The organism is Nitrosomonas sp. Nm34, assembly GCF_900113925.1.
In the GTDB taxonomy this organism is placed as follows: domain Bacteria; phylum Pseudomonadota; class Gammaproteobacteria; order Burkholderiales; family Nitrosomonadaceae; genus Nitrosomonas.
In genome coordinates, this window is sequence record NZ_FORD01000001.1 from 20,871 (window position 1) to 37,805 (window position 16,935).

Below are 16,935 nucleotides of genomic sequence, written 5' to 3' on the forward strand. Positions count from 1 at the left end.
TTCAACCGTGCAGATATAGATTCACGCTAAGCCGGGCATCCAGTTTGCCCGATTTAATATTTTCACGTTTGAGCGCGATATCAACCAAAGCTATTGCGGGGATGGTTTCCAGCATATCGGCAATAAAAGCACGAATTTGAGGGTAGCTGCCATGAACGGGCAGAATCATTTCATAGCGAGCCAATTTTGAATCCTGCTCTTGCATCAACCGATAATCACTGCGACTTAGCTCAACTTTGTGCTTTTTAGCAATCCTGTCTAATTCCTTGATCCAGTAAGGTGAGGAGTCGATACTCGGAAAAAAATCATAAAAAACTTGTAAGGCCTGATTATCATCTAACTTTGTGGTTACGGCAGCTTCAGCTTGCGTTCGTTGCTGCATTGAGGCGGCTTGTTCCTTAAGTTTAAGGACGTTCTCTTTTTGTGGCAAAACAGCCGCCCAGAAAAAGACGACCGAAAGGGTAAACAATCCCAAGCCTATTTTTCCGATTAGATTAAGTCGTGTTATTTGCCAGCGTATTTGAATCAGCTGTCTTTCTACGGTCAATCGATCCATGTTGTAGCCACAGAAAAAGCAATTGGTCGATGGGGATTCTCTTGCTTCACTTTATAGTTGATCACATATGCATTTTCAAACACTTCTTCTCGCTCAATCGCTTCGACAAAATCAGTCAATGCTGCTAAATTCCTCGCTTCACCTGCAACCCGTATCGCTCGATTAGCTACATTCGGTTGCACAGATAATAATGCAATTTCCTTGCTTACCGAATATTCCAAGGAATCAAATAACGCTTCCCAAGGCAAATTGATTTGTCGCAACACTTCCTTTGCCTGTTTAAGCTCCTTTTGTGTTTCTTGAGTAATTCGTGCAACCGGCGTTCTCGGTGTCTTGTTATGCTGTTGTTGTTGCTCAAGACGATCGATACGTGCTTCCCAATGCGCCGCTTCTTCCATGACTGATTTCAGCTGATAAAAGCAGGCAATAAAGATCATGAAACCTAATCCCAGCAAAATATAATCGATATAACGCGCTTGTTGCGCTATATAAGGAAATTTCAGTTTCAGGTCACGCATGTCCTGCCTCACTATCAGCTACACTAAAAGAAGGAAAGTGAAGTGGTACCGGTATTTTCTCAGTAGGTAAGCAGGCAAATTGCCATCCTTTATCGGTGGGCAAATTCAAATCCGGATTTTCAGGTGCAAGCAGATACACCTGTTCAATAGGTTCCCGATAGCCGGAATTAATAGCCTCTTGCTCAAGTGCAGCAAGTAACTCGGTTTCAATCGAATGCACGACACGCTGATTTCGTATTCCCTTCCACTCGCTGTTGGAAAATAAAATCATACACAGCCGCTCTGGCTCGATGACTACAAACCAGAAGCGCTTATCATTAAACGATTGACACCATTGATCGAAAGCAGTTGTCAGATAAGGTTCGATTCGTCTTAATTTCATGCGATGACGAGAAACCAGTGCTTCAAACTCACTGTATAGATCACGGGTGATCGCAGCACACAGTGTACCTTGATAGGGATCCTCATCACTTATACTCACAATCCAATCATCGACTCGTTCTCCGTAGACTTCCCGCATGCGAAAATTGGCATAAGCAAATAACTCGGCCGGGCCAGTAATTTCTTGCTGAGGTGAAACCACCACATAACGTATAAAATGATTGGAAAGCGTGATGATCAGCTCAGCACCCTTCAAACTTGATGCCATATTTTCTTTTTCAATCATTTGCTCAAGCTGTTGTAAGGATCTCTTCCACATGGCGGTATCTTGTAGATATCCATGTACTTGTGAAATTCTGGGCGATTGTCTGGATTTCGTGCCCCGGAACGTTCTCACCATATCCACACGACCAGGCGCAAAAAAAACCTGAATCCGATCACGCCACAATAGTGACACGATTAGCCTCCTGCAGACTGGTCTGTCCTGTTTTAACCATCTCAAGTGCAGCTTCACGTAAAAAACGGGTACCATTCTGTTTAGCTGCTTCTTTGATCCGGCGAATCGTAGCCTGCGCAATAATCAATTCACGAATCTCATCATTTAACAGCAGTATCTCGGCAATCGCACTCCGCCCCCGATAACCACTGCCACGACATTGGCCACATCCTTTGCTGAACCGGAAGTGATAATGTTCTACTTCTTCTTGAGGAATGCCAGATTCCGCAATCAGTTGATCCGCAGGATGCTCATCAATGATGCATTGAGGACATAACAAACGCACCAATCTTTGCGCCACAATGCCGTTCAGGGCTGAAACGAAACTATAGGGATCTACTCCCATATGAGAAAATCTTCCGATCACATCAAATACATTATTAGCGTGCACCGTGGTAAAAACAAGGTGACCGGTTAGTGCAGCCTGTATCGCAATCTGGGCTGTTTCGGCATCACGGATTTCACCCACCATAATTTTGTCTGGGTCATGCCGTAAAATAGAGCGCAATCCTCGCGCAAAGGTAAGCCCTTTTTTTTCATTGACCGGAATCTGAAGAACACCGGGTAGCTGATATTCGATCGGATCTTCAATCGTGATAATTTTGTCATCGCCGCGATTTACTTCTGAGATGGCGGCATAAAGGGAAGTGGTCTTGCCGCTTCCGGTAGGCCCGGTTACCAGCAGCATGCCATAAGGTTCCGAGCTCAACCGGCGGATGCTCGTAATGGCTGTCTGATTGAATCCCAGCTGGTTCAATGTCAAACCTTCTACATGATCGGTAAGCGCCTCTCTATCTAAGATCCGTAACACCGCATCTTCACCAAAAATACTCGGCATGATCGATACACGAAAATCAATCTCTCGTCCTTGAATGGAAACTTTAAAGCGACCATCCTGAGGAATTCGGCGCTCTGCAATATCGAGATCAGACATCACCTTGATACGCGAAATCACCTGCTCGGCCAAATCATGGCCTTGCATCACACCAATGGTGGTCAATACCCCGTCAATTCGGTATTTTATCGCTAATGACCCCTGCATCGTTTCCAGATGAATATCGCTTGCCATCGATTTATGGGCATCATATAAGGTAGAGTGAACCAGCCTCACGACCTTACTTGTACCTTCATGGATGGTCTTTAACGACAAATTTTCGATACCCGCCTGCGCCACTCCCTGCTGTTCCGCTGGCAACACATTATCCATCGCCCGCATATTCTTTTCTTGCTGGGAGAAAAATGCTGATAGATCAGCCGGATGCACTAAATACCACGTCACACCGACTGCAATATATTCATCTGCCCAAGCATGTAAATTAGGTAAAAATGGATCGGCTACCGCAAGCAAGTACTCTTGATCTTTATGGAATAAAGCACATTCCTGTTTGACTGCTTCTGCAAAGGGTAAAATCTCAAAAGCAGGATGCAATTTATGCAAATCTTCCATCTGGATCACCGGCATCTGCAGGAGTTGACCCAATTCGACCATTAGCTCACTGGATGAGTAGCCATATACTTCCTCTAATATTTTGATGACAGAGCTTTTTTGGGCTAAAGCCTGTTGGCGCGCCTGGCCAAGCTGATGTATATCGATAGATGGCTTTGTAACAGCCTGAGAATTCGCTTCAATCAATTGATACTTCCTGCCAACTCAAAAATAGGCATATACATTAAAATAATGATACCACCAATCACTGTGCCGATAACTGCCATCAATAGCGGCTCGATTAACTTAGTTGTCCACTCGACCCAGCGAGCGATTTCTTCATCATGAAAACCACCGATCCGCTCCATCATGTCCCCCATGAGCCCGGTTCGCTCACCTACTCGTAACATCCGGCTTCCTACGGGCGTCGTCAGCTCTGCTATTTGCATTGCGCTCGAGATAGTTTTACCTTCACGGATATGGTTTGCTGCTGCGATGACCCTTGGCCGGAAATGCGGCTGTAAAAGATTGCTCACCATTTCCAATGCTTTTGTGATCGGAATGCCACCTCGCAATAACATTCCCAGCGTTTTATAAAACCGGGCGAGCTGATAAATCCGCATCCGCTCACCGATCGCTGGAATTTTCCATAACAACTGCATTAAACGCGCTCGAAATGCAGGTCGGGTGAAACTGTAGGTAACTAGCGCCAGCATAGCGGTAAAGATGCCCGCTATCATCCAGCCACTTTCATGCACCAAGCGCCCCCATTTGATCAGCATAACGGACAACCAGGGTAAATCCGCACCGATATCCTCATAGATGGCACTGAATTTAGGCACAACAAAAAGCAGCAAAAAAACGGCTACCAGCAGTCCAACGACTAACAGCAGAACAGGATATATGGATGCACCCACCAGCTTTTTACGCGCCATGTCCATTTGTGTCTGATAGGTGATATACCGCGTCAAGGCTTCTGGTAAATCACCTGTTCGTTCACTCGCCCTAACCGTGGCAATATACAGAGCAGGAAATATCTGAGAATAAGTCTCCAATGCTTGCGAAAAGGTCATCCCTTCATACAGGCGCGCAAGAATTTCCTGGATAATCTTGCGTACGCCACTATCCTCTTCTTTCTCAATAAGTGTCTCGATACTTTCTACCAGGCTAAGGCCTGCTGTTAACAGAGAGAGAAGCTCCTGACTGAAATGGGTGAGCGGAAAACGTGTTCTGGATTTGGGAAACCAACCCGCGAAGTTCCGTTGCACACTCAGCACCATCCCGCCTTGAGCAGCTATCTGCTGTCGAGCCTCCTGTTCGTTAGCTGCATCCAGTTCGAGAGATATTGTACCTTGTTTGGCGAGAATCGCTTTTACAGTATAACGCATGGATTCTTTCTACCAGTTGGCAATATCGGCAGCATCCCCTGTACCGCCTGGCTGCCCATCTTTTCCTAAAGAAAAAAGATCAAACTCTGCATGCTCACCCGGATACATGTATTGGTAGGGTTTTCCCCAAGGATCAGGTGGAGGTGCTTTACCAAGATAAGGACCTTGCCATTTTATCTCATTACCAGGTCGTGTCACGAGTGCACTTAATCCTTGCTCAGTAGTGGGATAACTGCCCACATCCAGACGATATTGATGCAAGGCTTTTTCAAGCGAATCAATTTGTGCTTGCGCCATTTTGACTTCTGACTTCCCCACCTGCGAGAAATATTTGGGGCCAACATAGGCAGCCAGCAAACCTATGATGACCATCACAACCAGTAACTCAAGCAATGTAAACCCACGAATACCACTTTTACGCGAATTTTTATAGTAATACTCCATTATTAACCTCTCAACTGTTACTATTTTGATTTGTTAGATAAACAGTGCAATTACAGACAATGATATGCCATTTAGCATCAATAGTGCGCGAAAGACACAGTGTATCCTAGAAATATTAAACCAGATTTTTCATTATAAAAGTTTCCGGTAAGTAAGAAATAAGCGTGAATTTAATTAACAAATCTAATCCTTTTAACCAATCAGCATTTCCCTACTTAATATTTTCAGAGGATATAAAGACTATTATTCATTATGTCAATTTTAGTCAATCACATCATAATGAAAAATGGGTAGAGACATAAAAGAAATTTTTTATTGTCCTGTAATTTGTCTTGGTTCGTACCGACACCTTAATAGAATGACATAGTTAACTGATCTGAAAGCATAAGATGCACAACTACTCTTTCGGTTCTATTTAGGTAATATGAGTGAGTAATTATCCGTTCCATTATAAAAATGATACCACAGTGAACTCAAACTGGAGGCTAAGGTCTACTTTTACTAGAGCAATCGTTGCTCGCTAAAAAATAAATCTTACACATAGTTCGGCTCTACTAATTTCCATTTTTAAAAAAGGAAAAGAATATGAACAACAAATATTTAACTCACCTGTTGTGTTTTGTTTTATTGATCTTTTCCGTAACTCTGCCCTCGTACGCCGAGAAAAAAAATGTTGAGGAAAACAGTACTGTCAGCAATATGGAAGAGCTGCGTGATAAGGTCTCTGCGAATAAAAAATTAGTAGTCTCTAATAATATAAGTCTGACCGCAGAAGAAGCGAATAAATTCTGGCCTGTCTACGATGCCTACCAGAACGATCTACATGAGATCAATCTGCGACTGGCAAGGCTGATAGACGACTATGCCACCGCCTTTAATAAAGGTGCGGTCCCAAATGAGAAAGCGACTCAATTGATTGATGAAGCCATTGCCATCGAAATGGAGGAAGCTAATTTAAAGCGGAAATATGTACCCAAACTTAGCGCAGTCCTTCCTGGTGCAAAGGTTGCACGTTACCTCCAAATCGAGAACAAAATTCGCGCCATCGTACGGTATGAACTCGCAGAAGCCATTCCATTAGTTTTAGTAGAGGAAAGTAAAGGTACTCCAAAAAATTAAGTTTCAGGTCATCATTATGAATTAATCCTAAGTTAATCCGAAGAGGCAAAGAATATGCTCCAGAAATTTATAGCATTAACAGCAATAGGTGCATTCTTTCTCAGTACACCGGCAAGTGCACAATTAACCATTTATCCTGCAAAGGGACAATCCGTAGAACAACAGCAGATTGATGAGGGTGAGTGCTATGCTTGGGCCAAGGGCCAATCAGGCTATGATCCCATGCAAGCCAGCCAATATGCAGCGTCCGGGCAGCAGAGCGTGGGTGGCGAACGAATAGGTGGGGCTGCTCGTGGAGCAGCAGGTGGCGCTGCAATTGGTGCCATTGCGGGTGATGCTGGCAAAGGGGCTGCAATAGGTGCAGTCAGCGGAACGATGTTAGGAGGTGTAAGGCAACGCCAGAAGCGTGCGAGTAATGATCAGGCTGCGGCACAGCAACAACAGCACTTTCAGCGTGCCTATGCTGCCTGCTTTGAAGGCCGGGGTTATACGTTAAAATAAAAAATGTATTAACTTATGACGTATCTTCATAGCTATTAAATCATGCCGACAGGCTTCACCTAATGAGGAACGCCCAAGCCCCAGTTATCAGCATTGTGAGTTGGATATTGCTCGGTTTACTGACAATAGCAACGGGTAGCTGGGGTGTTCTTGCTCTTGCTTTTTCAGGTCCATACAGCGATATAGTACGTAACATCCTGGCCGCAGCATTTGGGATTGCATCGCTATCAACTTTAATCGCATTAAGCTTTCGACGCTGGCGATGGCAAGCGCTTATTGGCTATTATTATGCGTTATTCTTAATATTATTAATGTGGTGGAGCACTATTTCACCCTCCAATGAGCGCAACTGGCAAACAGATGTTGCAGTATTGCCATACGCTACCATAGAAGGCAATCTCATCACAGTACACAACATTCGTAACTTTAACTACCGCAGCGAGACTGATTATACCCCTGGATACTATGACAAAGGTTTTGACTTAAACAAACTGGAGGCAGTGGATATCGTGGCATCTTATTGGATGGGGCCTGCCATAGCACATATATTCTTGAGCTTCGCCTTTGCCAGTGATAACTATCTCGCCATATCCATCGAAACACGTAAGGAGAAAAGTGAAGATTATTCCTCTATCAAAGGTTTCTTTCGACAATATGAGCTTATCTACGTGGTCGCTGATGAACGCGACATTATACGATTACGCACCAACTATCGTGAAAATCCACCAGAAAACACATATATTTATCGAGTGAATGGCCCCATCGAAAATGGTCGCCGCTTATTCCTTGAATATATGCGCAGAATCAATGAGCTAAAGACCAAACCCGAGTTTTACAACACGCTCACGACTAACTGTACAACCAGTATCTGGCTGAATAATCGCGTCAATCCGCCGCAGCTACCTTTCGACTGGAAGATTCTTGCAAGCGGCTACCTGCCGGAATTGTTATATGAACACGGTAAATTAAAAACTGACGGCCTGACTTTTCCTGAATTACAACAGCGCTCTCATATCAATGCCCGGGCACAGGCAGCTGATGATGCTGTAGATTTTTCGCGTCTTATTCGAGTGAGTGATACAAATACTCTAACCACGACACCTTAAGACACACATTAGATAAGTGCTGACTGTGTGCTAATTTGCGGCTAATGATACAACTTACCAAAACTTTACACATCAAGCGATGCTTCTCTTTCCCTATGTATCAGGATACCTTTCGCCCGTAAACAAAAATACACATTTAAACCTTAAACGTTTGGCATAAACAATCCAAAAATATTTTTATTTTCTTGCCATAAAGACCGTTTTTACGTGTTAGCACGTATATTTTTAGCTCGAAGATTTTAATAAGCTATAGCAGTATCAGAATTGAATAAATTAAGAGAGTTTATTCTCCTGTTGTTTCATGCTAAAAAGGCAAGTGGTACGTTTTTTCAGCTACTTACTGCTGAGATTGATTTCTAATTCAAAGCATCAGGAGTAAGTAACTTGTCATTAAGCGGCATGAGCAAAGCCGAATGGCCTTAATCAAGTGTCCAGTTTTGTTCAATTACAACTAATCATAAAATCATGATGACAAGTGCTTATTATCTGAGCAAAAAAAATAGAGGATTAATTTTCTTTCTCTCAATCACTTTTTTCTTATCGGGTTGTGTCAGTAGCATCAGCAAGGGTGTAACACAAGCTCTTCTGGAAAAAGCTGAAACTGAAGATACGCGCATCTGCATCGTTGAGGGCATGCCTTTTGAAGGGATTAAACCAAACCTCATCAACAAACAGGGAGAGACCAAAGTCGCGATGGTGCATGGTGTAGGGGATCATATACCAGGCTATTCCACCGAATTTTTGAATAAACTAGCCAAAGAATTAAACTTAAACAGTCGTTCGGGCGATTCCAAGAATATCACTTTGGTTTCACCTTTGTATCCTGACAAAACTCTGGGTAATTTGCGCGCAACCCAACTGCTGAATGAAGCTACCGGTGAGAAGTTAACGTTTTATGAACTCGCCTGGTCGAGGCTTTCTCTTCCAGAGAAAGCGCTGCTGAGATTTGACACTTCAGGAGAAATTGATTTTCGCAGAGCCACAATCAATCGTAAGCTAAAGGAATTCACCAATGACACCACGCCCGATCCAATTATTTATTTAGGCAGCAGCAGACAACTTATTCTGGCCGCATTTGCGCAATCATTCTGTTGGATGGCAACACAATACTGGCAAGATCTTCCCAAGGATGGGGAACATATCTGCCGAGGCTTGGGCGATGCGCATGTCGACAAAATAGAACGCGATGACTATGTCGTGATTTCACATAGTCTCGGTAGTCGTATCACCATTGATGGTTTCCAGCGTGTTGCCGATATGCTGGAGCACCCGGAAAAGTATAGAAGTTTAGCACAAGACGAACAGACTAATTCCATGCCTGTTTCTGTAGCAACCTCCAAAGCAATAATAGCACTCCGTGAAAAACATGTCCCCGTTTTCATGCTATCCAATCAGCTTCCACTCCTGCAATTAGGCAGAGAGCTTCCGGAGGTGGTGGGGCAGAAAGCAGCCTATTGTAAACCAGAAGGTGCGCATTATACGGAGCGCATGCTCACCGACACATCCATTATCGCTTTCAGTGATCCCAATGATTTATTAAGTTATGGCATACCCAATCAGTTCAGCGAAAAATATCTGGATTCACGATTATGCCCAAGCATCACCAATGTCACGATCAACGTGGCCAAAATTATTGATGCCTTTGATATCAAAGGCTTTGCTAATCCACTGGAAGCCCATGTAGGATACTTCATTGATGATCGGGTGGTCGCACTGATTGCCAATGGCATCGGCAATCCGCATACCTCGCCGCTTATTAAAGAGAGATGTGAATTTACCAAAATAGGCGATAAGTGAATGAATTATTTAACCGATGAAGGAAAAAATCATGCCTCTTACCATTTGTCAAAAATGCTTCATCACAATTATTATGGCAGGTTGCCTAACAACACAATCTCAGGCTGCTACAAAAGATAATTTTCTGGCAAGAAATGCACAGGATATCATCGAGTTATGCACAGTCTCACCAACAGATCCCCTTTACACAGAAGCCATCCACTTCTGCCATGGCTACCTGGTGGGCGTTTATCAGTATCAGCAAGATTTTTACAGTAGCCCTGAACTCAGCCCTCTGGTTTGTCCCCCGAACCCTAAGCCGTCACGCAACCAAACCATAGCAAATTATGTCGGATGGATGAAAGCTCATCCAGAATATCTGAAGGAGCGAGCCGTTGATACCGTAATGAAATATTTGATAGAAAAATTTCCATGTAAAGAATAACGGTTACTGCTCATTTCATTCAATACTTTTTAGGAGCCAATAGTATGAGAAAAATTCTGTGTTTAGTCATTGCAGTAGTCGTGGCAATGGGTATAGTGGGATGTGCAGGCATGACTCAGTCAGAACAGAGAATGATGACCGGAACGGCAGGAGGCGCAGCAACCGGCGCTGTAATTGGCGCAATAGCAGGTAATGCAGGGATGGGCGCTGCCATTGGCGCAGGCGCGGGCTTGTTAGGGGGTTACGTTTATGATAAGCACAAACAGTCTGAGGAACGTGCTTACCAAAAAGGCTATCAGGAAGGGCAGCAAAGGAGATAGTGTTTCTAGTATGTCCCTTCGCTGACCATGACGAGCCGGTCATCCCGGACGACAAAGTGCTTTATGACCGTGAGCGTTGGGCAGCACATCGCGTCTTGTGAGCGATGCATCGTCATCACAACTGTAATGTGATCACGCTCAATCGCTAACGAATGCACCTTCACCCGATCGCCCAGAAAAACAGTGTCAGTATTCGTCCAACCTTGAATATTTTCAACATCTTCAATTAACAGTGCAAGTTCGTAGAACGTACCCGTTCCGCCCAAAGTAGTGATCACCACGACTACGCCCACCGTTTTGCCGTTCAGCACACCGAATGCCCGCTTATCGGCAAGTTTCACCACTACTTCAGACACGGAATCTGGAGCAGCTGAGGCACGAAATTCGTCCTGAGTAAGGATCACAGGTCCAATCTGATATACCTTAGATTTGAAGATAATCGATTTGAGATTTACAGCAGACACATCGACCTGTTTAGCTTCAAAGCGGTCAAGTATATTTTCATCCTTGATTTGATGGCACTCCATATCCTCTAGGCCAGTTGATAGATAAGATGCTTGACCTTGAAGTACGATGGATAATATCGCAACCCAGATTAAAGTAGATTTTGGAATTTTTTTAGGGAGTAGCATGAAACCTCCTCAATCGTTATTTTATACTCCCGAATCCGTTGAATGCCGTCGGGTTATACGGCAGTCCAGATAAAAAAAGTACACAAAGAAATGCGCCTTACCCTGGTCTGCGGCAGCTCTTACCTACCGTTCCGCCAGCTTATCTCACTTGTTTTTCTCTTGGATCAAACTGTCAAGAAAATGATTCAGACGACTATATTCCGATGACGTTTTTTTAGTCAGCAAGTCTACTAACATACCACCGAATGCAGCTCGAGCAGCGTCTTTGATAAACATGGGCTCCAGGCTCGCCGTTTCGCCTACCACGACAGATTCGGCTGCGGAGGACCATACAGGTTCACCGCTGATGGTGTCCCATAGTTGCAGGGAAAGTCTCATGACAGCAGAACGGGTCTGCAAAATCACGAATGGAGTAACCGGCGCATCCAAACGGTCCGTCATAGTTTGTGAAATGTATGCCAATCTGGGCTGAAGTACGTACCGTGCTTCTATACTCTTCCCGACTTTTTGAAGTAATTCCCGATTCAGGATATGACTTTGATCAACGCCTTGGCGCAAGCGGGTATACTCTTCTGTCAGGCCGTGACGGTTAATCAGGGCGATTGTTTGCTGTGCATCCATTATCTTCCAAGTGGGAACGATTTTTTTAATGGATTCCGCAAGATATAGGCTCAATACGGCTTCATCACCCCGAGAGGATGTCGACGCTAAGGGTGTGAACAGCGCCACCACTTCCCCTTCCAAGCCTGTTGGATTCGAGGAGGAAGAAAATAGCGTCGATGTGGTGCGTACTAACCATCTAGGCTGGACGCTTCCACACCCTGCCATAAAAAGGATGAGAAAGATCAGCCCTGCTACCCTAATCTTTGTCTGGAAACTAAAGATGTGAACCATATCATCAATGCCTACGCCGCGGATGGATGCTGATCGCTGTAGATCCATAATGAACTTTATTCATCCCTTATCTTAAATAGACCAAGTCTGAAAAAGATTAATTCTGCACTTATCCAGTTTGCCCAACAGTCCATTCAGATTGTGGCACCGCTTCGCTCATAAAATTTAGCTAAATTCATTAGCTCGGTTGACCTTGACCTATTTTTTCTTTACGAGCAAAGTAAAAATAGGCGCCCACCACAAAGAAATTAGTGATCACCGCGATGATATTCCATAGGATCACGGGTCTTGAAAGGATCAACAACCCGTAGTAAACCCATAAAATTTGGAAAGTACCCATAATGGCAGCCATCCTCGGATTCATGCCTTTACTTGACCTTCGTTTAAGCATCCCGATCAAATCCGGCAAAGCGGCAAAAGTTGTTCCTAATCCTGCTAGAAAACCGACAACTTCTGATCTGTAAAAACCAGGGAATAACAAGCTATCCACATCACGTATGGCAAATTCTCCGCAGCCAGTAAGCATGAGCACGCTGAAAAAGAAACAAAGCAAATGGCCTCTCTTAGGAGAAGCCCTATCCACCTCTGCTTTAGAGGGTACTGAAGCTTGCCACAAACCCGATTTATGCTTTTCCATTCATTCCTCCGTCGTTATATCCGCTGTCTCCCGAATTCAGCTCGACCAATTACGCTCACAGTGGAAAAGGTGATAACCCCATGGTTCTAATTCTACGTACAAACCTGATACTTGAAGTTCATCACCCGACCGATCAAATACCCTTGTCTGCAACGGATCGCTCAACTGCCAGGGATGTCCGACGAGATCCGTCCACGGCAATCTCACCCTCGCTTTAGAATGGCTTGCTGAGAGATTAACGATAATCAGGTGGCGATCAGTATTTTTTTGCCAGCACCAGGCGACCACATTCAGGTAGCTATCATTGTCCGGCCAGCCGATTCGTTCGCACAGTCTCCATTCCCCCTCCTGAAAGTCTTGGCTGCGGAGGACTTCAAGAAGGGTGTAGTAAAACTTCTGAAAATTCTGGTCCACGGTTTCATCGGGGCGGCGGCGCAGGAACACGGGCAGTCTTACACGGCGTCCCTCGAATTGTCCTTCGTGAAACAGCCTCGCACCAGGCAATGTCGCAAACGTTATTGCAGCAGCCCGTGCTTGCTGATCAGTAAACGTCGCAGCAGCGCGCGGTTCGTCGTGGTTCTCAATAAAACGAACGAGCTTTTCCTGATAGGGCAGATCGGCGCAGAGATGCAGGTAAACGCTCTCGGCAGTATCATGCTCAAGGCGATCATAAAGACGCTTGTCGTAGCAATAGTTGAAACCTTGCTGCTGCAGTGCCCATTCCCTATCCCAATAAGCCTCGGCAATAAACAGGAACTGTGGATGCTTCTTTTTCACAGCTGGAATCACTTGCAGCCAATAATCAACTTCTGGAACTCGACCCGCGCGATCACCCCATGTTCGGTGGAAAATGGTATTCATCAGCAACATGGCCATGTCGCAGCGCACACCATCGCACTGGTCCGCAATATCATTTAATGTTGCGATGACAACATCGCGCAGGCCAGCGTTGAACGCATTCAGTTGAAGCACATCTTCCCAGGCGGGAAAGTAAGGGTCACGCCCACAAGCATACACACGGCTGTTGACGGACACAAATGAGTGAGGATCATGTATCAGATCTTCCTGAGTTCCCTGAATGAAGTATTCCGGGTGCTCAAGGGCCCATAAGTGATCATGAGCAACGTGGTTCGGCACAAAGTCAAGAATCAAACGTACCCCTCGCTCAGCGAGTTTGCTTCTGGCAATCGCTAATCCTTCCGTTCCTCCCAGGTGTTGATCCACCATATAGCGACGCACGCAATAAGGTGAGCCCACATTGTCCTCCGGCAAAAAATCAGGGAGGGCCAGGCGAAAATCTGCAAGCAGACCTTCGTTGCGCATCGATATGGCAATGCTAGCAGGGCTCCGTTCCCACACGCCCATCAACCAGACCGCATCGAATCCGAATGAAGCAATCTGATCCCACTCGCTATCAGGGACTGACGCTAGTGTATACTGTCGTGCCGACTTACGGGCCAACTCACCTAGCCACACCCAGGTGTTGATTTCATAGATCAGCGGGTACTTCGGCCAGGCATTCATACCTCGCTTTTCTTGAATGCAGCCTGCCTGCCCGATTCCAGGAACCGTTCGGCGTCAAGCAGTCCGAATAACTGGATAGTCTTCGCCACCAGCCCAGTCCAACCGGTCTGGTGGTTGGCGCCCAATCCAGCCCCATTGTCACCATGAAAATATTCGTAGAACAGGATGTAATCACGCCAGTGGGAATCAGTCTGAAATTTCTCGCCACCTCCATGCACTGGTCGCCTGCCTTGTTCATTCCTGAGGAAGATGCGGGCGAGCCGATCAGCAATCTCCTTGCTCACTTCAAACAAATTCATCATTTTGCCAGAGCCAGTAGGACATTCAATTTTGAAGTGATCACCGTAATAAAGATAAAAACTCAATAAAGCGCGGATAATAAGCACATTCACCGGCATCCACACCGGGCCGCGCCAGTTGGAGTTGCCGCCAAACATGCCAGTATTCGACTCAGCCGGCAGATAATCCACCCGATATTCCTGTCCTTGCACGTGAAATACATACGGATGCTGCTCGTGAAACTTGGAAATCGAGCGAATACCATAAGGGCTCAAAAATTCATTCTCGTCGAGCATCGTAGTAAGAATCCGGCGCAACCGCTCGGGACTAAGCAAAGCGAGCACGCCTCGTCCAGCCACGCCTTGATGCTCCGGCCCTGTAGGATGAATCGTCTCGAGAAGCTCCGGCATACGCTCAAAGCGTTCCAGCAGCTGAACTACCGCCCGCGGAACGCGCTCCCGCTGCCACTTCTCGATAATGGTCGTAGCGCACAGCGGCAATAACCCTACCATCGAACGTACTTTTAACCGTGTGGCACTGCCATCGGGGAACCGCAGCAAGTCGTAGTAAAAACCGTCCTCCTCATCCCACATACTGTCCTTGCCAGGCCGGTTCATAGCCCTGGCAATATAATAGAAATGCTCAGCGAATTTAGGTACCATTTCTTCATAGGCAGGATCATGGGCAGCAAGCTCAACGGCTAACTCCAGCATGTTCTGACTAAACAGCGCCATCCAGGCGGTGCCATCCGCCTGCTCCAGGTGCCCCCCTGTAGGTAGAGGTGCGCTACGATCGAAAATGCCGATGTTGTCGAGTCCGAGGAATCCGCCTTCAAACACATTCTTACCAAATCGGTCCTTGCGGTTCACCCACCAGGTAAAGTTCAGCAGCAGCTTATTGAAAGCTGATTTAAGAAAAGCGATATCTGTTCCACCGTTCATAGCTTGCTCGGTCCGGTGCAGGAATAAGGTCGCCCAGGCATGGACCGGCGGGTTCACATCACTGAAATTCCACTCATACGCGGGAATTTGACCGCTGGGGTGTTGGTAAACGCCGCGCAACATCAGTTTTAACTGCTCTTTGGCGAAATCGGGATCTACGATCGAAAGCGGTAGCGTATGGAAAGCCAGATCCCAGGCTGCATACCAGGGATATTCCCACTTATCGGGCATGGAAATGATGTCTTCGTTCAGCATGTGAAACCACTCCGAGTTACGAGCGCTTCGATATCCGGAGTGGAGAGGATTCGAGTGGTGTTCATCCAGCCAATTGTCGCCATCGAAGAAGAAAAACTGCTTACTCCACAACATGCCGGCAATAGCCTGGCGCATCACATCGGCAGCATCCTTACTCAATGAAGGCGGTGTCACAGACTGATAAAAATCATCCGCTTCTTTGAGCCTCTCAGCGAAAATTGCATCAAAATGCTTATTAAAGGAAGGACTGCTTTGTTCCTGAGCGATTTTAGACAGCCGCAGGCGGATCACTGCGGTCTGCCCAGCATCCACATTAAAGTGATAGTGCGCTGCGACCTTAGTGCCTTGCTTCGCGGGATTGACCGCATCTTGCTGGCCTTGCACCACGTAGTTATTGATGCCATCTTTTACGTATGGACTCTCGTTTTGATATCCAGGGAAGAGTCGTTCATTGTTCGTGGTATTATCGGTGAATAGTAGCGGCACCTCGCCTTCACAAGAAAAGATGAATTCCCCCAACAACGGATGCCTCGCTTCGACCGCGCTCGCACCCAAAGCCACCTTGATTTGCTTAATGTTCGGTTTCTCAGGAGATCGGTTAGATGGTGCAATCCACGACGCCCAGTCATTGCGGAACCACAGTATGGGCAGAAGGTGCAGTTCGGACGCATCTGGCCCCCGGTTAGCTGCTGTGATCTTCACCAGGATATCTTCCGCACCGGCCTTGGCATACTCCACGAAGACATCGAAATAGCGATCGTCATTGAAAACACCCGTGTCGATCAACTCATACTCGAACTCGCTGCGAGAACGGTGACGATTCGTCTCTACCAGATCAGCGTAGGGATAGGCTGCCTGAGGATACTTATACAGATACTTCATGTACGAGTGCGTCGGCGTGCTGTCGAGATAAAAGTAGTACTCTTTCACATCCTCACCATGATTTCCCTCGCTGTTGGTGAGACCGAACAAACGTTCCTTCAGGATGGGATCCTTTCCATTCCAGAGTGCCAGGCTGAAACAAAGCCGCTGTTTGTCATCAGAAATTCCTCCGATACCATCCTCTCCCCAACGGTAGGCACGTGAGCGGGCTTGATCATGAGTAAAGAAATTCCAGGCGTCCCCTCCTTCACTATAGTCCTCGCGCACAGTACCCCATTGACGCTCCGAAAGATAGGGCCCCCACTTTTTCCATGGGATGCCTTCAGTCCCTTCCGTTTGGCTATATCGTCTGGATTCATCCAATCGCTTCTTTTCAGGATTATTTTTCTGCATTGACATCTGATTCTCCGCTTTA

Annotated in this window: 17 protein-coding genes; 6 read left to right on the top strand and 11 right to left on the bottom strand. The window is 46.0% G+C overall.

Features of this window, described 5'->3' with window-relative positions; genetic code table 11:
• Position 1 precedes the first annotated feature (1 nt).
• Genes BM283_RS00115 through gspG form a run of 6 tightly spaced genes read right to left on the bottom strand, consistent with a single transcriptional unit; the run spans position 2 to position 5,209 of the window.
• Positions 2-556, bottom strand: coding sequence for a hypothetical protein (locus BM283_RS00115; RefSeq protein ID WP_090687562.1), 555 nt, complete (start codon positions 554-556; stop codon positions 2-4).
• Positions 544-1,074, bottom strand: coding sequence for a PilN domain-containing protein (locus BM283_RS00120; RefSeq protein ID WP_090687566.1), 531 nt, complete (start codon positions 1,072-1,074; stop codon positions 544-546). Before BM283_RS00120 ends, BM283_RS00115 begins: the two co-directional genes overlap by 13 nt.
• The gene (locus BM283_RS00125; RefSeq protein ID WP_090687570.1) at positions 1,067-1,912 is read right to left on the bottom strand and encodes a hypothetical protein; all 846 of its coding nucleotides are present in this window, start codon (positions 1,910-1,912) and stop codon (positions 1,067-1,069) included. The genes BM283_RS00120 and BM283_RS00125 overlap by 8 nt, the downstream gene beginning before the upstream one ends.
• Positions 1,893-3,584 carry a GspE/PulE family protein gene (locus BM283_RS00130; RefSeq protein ID WP_090687572.1) on the bottom strand — a complete coding sequence of 564 codons (1,692 nt, stop codon included), beginning with the start codon at positions 3,582-3,584 and terminating at the stop codon, positions 1,893-1,895. The genes BM283_RS00125 and BM283_RS00130 overlap by 20 nt, the downstream gene beginning before the upstream one ends.
• A complete protein-coding gene (locus BM283_RS00135; RefSeq protein ID WP_090687575.1) occupies positions 3,581-4,765 on the bottom strand; it encodes a type II secretion system F family protein in 1,185 nt (394 codons plus the stop codon). Before BM283_RS00135 ends, BM283_RS00130 begins: the two co-directional genes overlap by 4 nt.
• Positions 4,766-4,774: 9 nt before the next feature.
• On the bottom strand, positions 4,775-5,209 hold the full coding sequence (gspG, locus tag BM283_RS00140) for a type II secretion system major pseudopilin GspG (protein ID WP_046850068.1): 435 nt from the start codon (positions 5,207-5,209) through the stop codon (positions 4,775-4,777).
• Between the two features lie 585 nt (positions 5,210-5,794).
• Between gspG and BM283_RS00145 the strand changes: the two genes are divergently transcribed.
• The 6 genes from BM283_RS00145 to BM283_RS00170 all read left to right on the top strand — a co-directional run bounded on the left by BM283_RS00145 (position 5,795) and on the right by BM283_RS00170 (position 10,476).
• Positions 5,795-6,328 carry a hypothetical protein gene (locus tag BM283_RS00145; protein WP_090687577.1) on the top strand — a complete coding sequence of 178 codons (534 nt, stop codon included), beginning with the start codon at positions 5,795-5,797 and terminating at the stop codon, positions 6,326-6,328.
• Positions 6,329-6,382: 54 nt separating this feature from the next.
• Complete coding sequence (locus BM283_RS00150; protein ID WP_090687579.1) at positions 6,383-6,829, top strand: glycine zipper family protein; 447 nt, start codon at positions 6,383-6,385, stop codon at positions 6,827-6,829.
• A gap of 62 nt (positions 6,830-6,891) precedes the next feature.
• Positions 6,892-7,935 (top strand): Lnb N-terminal periplasmic domain-containing protein, encoded by a 1,044-nt coding sequence (locus BM283_RS00155; RefSeq protein ID WP_090687581.1) that lies wholly within the window; start codon positions 6,892-6,894, stop codon positions 7,933-7,935.
• 465 nt (positions 7,936-8,400) lie between these two features.
• Positions 8,401-9,732 (top strand): hypothetical protein, encoded by a 1,332-nt coding sequence (locus BM283_RS00160; RefSeq protein WP_217646381.1) that lies wholly within the window; start codon positions 8,401-8,403, stop codon positions 9,730-9,732.
• A gap of 31 nt (positions 9,733-9,763) precedes the next feature.
• Entirely contained in the window at positions 9,764-10,156 is a 393-nt protein-coding gene (locus BM283_RS00165) for a Rap1a/Tai family immunity protein (protein WP_090687583.1), read from the top strand.
• A gap of 44 nt (positions 10,157-10,200) precedes the next feature.
• Complete coding sequence (locus tag BM283_RS00170; protein ID WP_090687585.1) at positions 10,201-10,476, top strand: YMGG-like glycine zipper-containing protein; 276 nt, start codon at positions 10,201-10,203, stop codon at positions 10,474-10,476.
• A 5-nt stretch (positions 10,477-10,481) separates the two neighbouring features.
• Here BM283_RS00170 and BM283_RS00175 read toward each other — a convergent pair whose 3' ends face one another.
• The 5 genes from BM283_RS00175 to BM283_RS00195 form a co-directional block, all read right to left on the bottom strand.
• Entirely contained in the window at positions 10,482-11,108 is a 627-nt protein-coding gene (locus tag BM283_RS00175) for a hypothetical protein (RefSeq protein WP_090687588.1), read from the bottom strand.
• Between the two features lie 144 nt (positions 11,109-11,252).
• Positions 11,253-12,050 (bottom strand): hypothetical protein, encoded by a 798-nt coding sequence (locus tag BM283_RS00180; protein ID WP_090687589.1) that lies wholly within the window; start codon positions 12,048-12,050, stop codon positions 11,253-11,255.
• Positions 12,051-12,180: 130 nt separating this feature from the next.
• On the bottom strand, positions 12,181-12,639 hold the full coding sequence (locus tag BM283_RS00185; RefSeq protein ID WP_090687592.1) for a SemiSWEET family sugar transporter: 459 nt from the start codon (positions 12,637-12,639) through the stop codon (positions 12,181-12,183).
• Between the two features lie 36 nt (positions 12,640-12,675).
• Positions 12,676-14,163: an alpha-amylase family glycosyl hydrolase gene (locus BM283_RS00190; protein ID WP_090687594.1), complete on the bottom strand. Its 1,488-nt coding sequence runs from the start codon at positions 14,161-14,163 to the stop codon at positions 12,676-12,678.
• Complete coding sequence (locus tag BM283_RS00195) at positions 14,160-16,919, bottom strand: MGH1-like glycoside hydrolase domain-containing protein (protein ID WP_217646382.1); 2,760 nt, start codon at positions 16,917-16,919, stop codon at positions 14,160-14,162. The genes BM283_RS00190 and BM283_RS00195 overlap by 4 nt, the downstream gene beginning before the upstream one ends.
• Between the last annotated feature and the right edge of the window lie 16 nt (positions 16,920-16,935).

Excerpts from the sequence above, each read along its gene's own strand:
- BM283_RS00115 (WP_090687562.1), bottom strand. The coding sequence starts at position 556 with ATGGATCGATTGACCGTAGAAAGACAGCTGATTCAAATACGCTGGCAA.
- BM283_RS00170 (WP_090687585.1), top strand. The coding sequence starts at position 10,201 with ATGAGAAAAATTCTGTGTTTAGTCATTGCAGTAGTCGTGGCAATGGGT.
- BM283_RS00185 (WP_090687592.1), bottom strand. The coding sequence starts at position 12,639 with ATGGAAAAGCATAAATCGGGTTTGTGGCAAGCTTCAGTACCCTCTAAA.
- BM283_RS00190 (WP_090687594.1), bottom strand. The coding sequence starts at position 14,163 with ATGAATGCCTGGCCGAAGTACCCGCTGATCTATGAAATCAACACCTGG.
- BM283_RS00155 (WP_090687581.1), top strand. The coding sequence starts at position 6,892 with ATGAGGAACGCCCAAGCCCCAGTTATCAGCATTGTGAGTTGGATATTG.
- BM283_RS00165 (WP_090687583.1), top strand. The coding sequence starts at position 9,764 with ATGCCTCTTACCATTTGTCAAAAATGCTTCATCACAATTATTATGGCA.
- BM283_RS00150 (WP_090687579.1), top strand. The coding sequence starts at position 6,383 with ATGCTCCAGAAATTTATAGCATTAACAGCAATAGGTGCATTCTTTCTC.
- BM283_RS00135 (WP_090687575.1), bottom strand. The coding sequence starts at position 4,765 with ATGCGTTATACTGTAAAAGCGATTCTCGCCAAACAAGGTACAATATCT.
- BM283_RS00180 (WP_090687589.1), bottom strand. The coding sequence starts at position 12,050 with ATGGATCTACAGCGATCAGCATCCATCCGCGGCGTAGGCATTGATGAT.
- BM283_RS00160 (WP_217646381.1), top strand. The coding sequence starts at position 8,401 with ATGATGACAAGTGCTTATTATCTGAGCAAAAAAAATAGAGGATTAATT.
- BM283_RS00195 (WP_217646382.1), bottom strand. The coding sequence starts at position 16,919 with ATGTCAATGCAGAAAAATAATCCTGAAAAGAAGCGATTGGATGAATCC.
- gspG (WP_046850068.1), bottom strand. The coding sequence starts at position 5,209 with ATGGAGTATTACTATAAAAATTCGCGTAAAAGTGGTATTCGTGGGTTT.
- BM283_RS00120 (WP_090687566.1), bottom strand. The coding sequence starts at position 1,074 with ATGCGTGACCTGAAACTGAAATTTCCTTATATAGCGCAACAAGCGCGT.
- BM283_RS00145 (WP_090687577.1), top strand. The coding sequence starts at position 5,795 with ATGAACAACAAATATTTAACTCACCTGTTGTGTTTTGTTTTATTGATC.
- BM283_RS00175 (WP_090687588.1), bottom strand. The coding sequence starts at position 11,108 with ATGCTACTCCCTAAAAAAATTCCAAAATCTACTTTAATCTGGGTTGCG.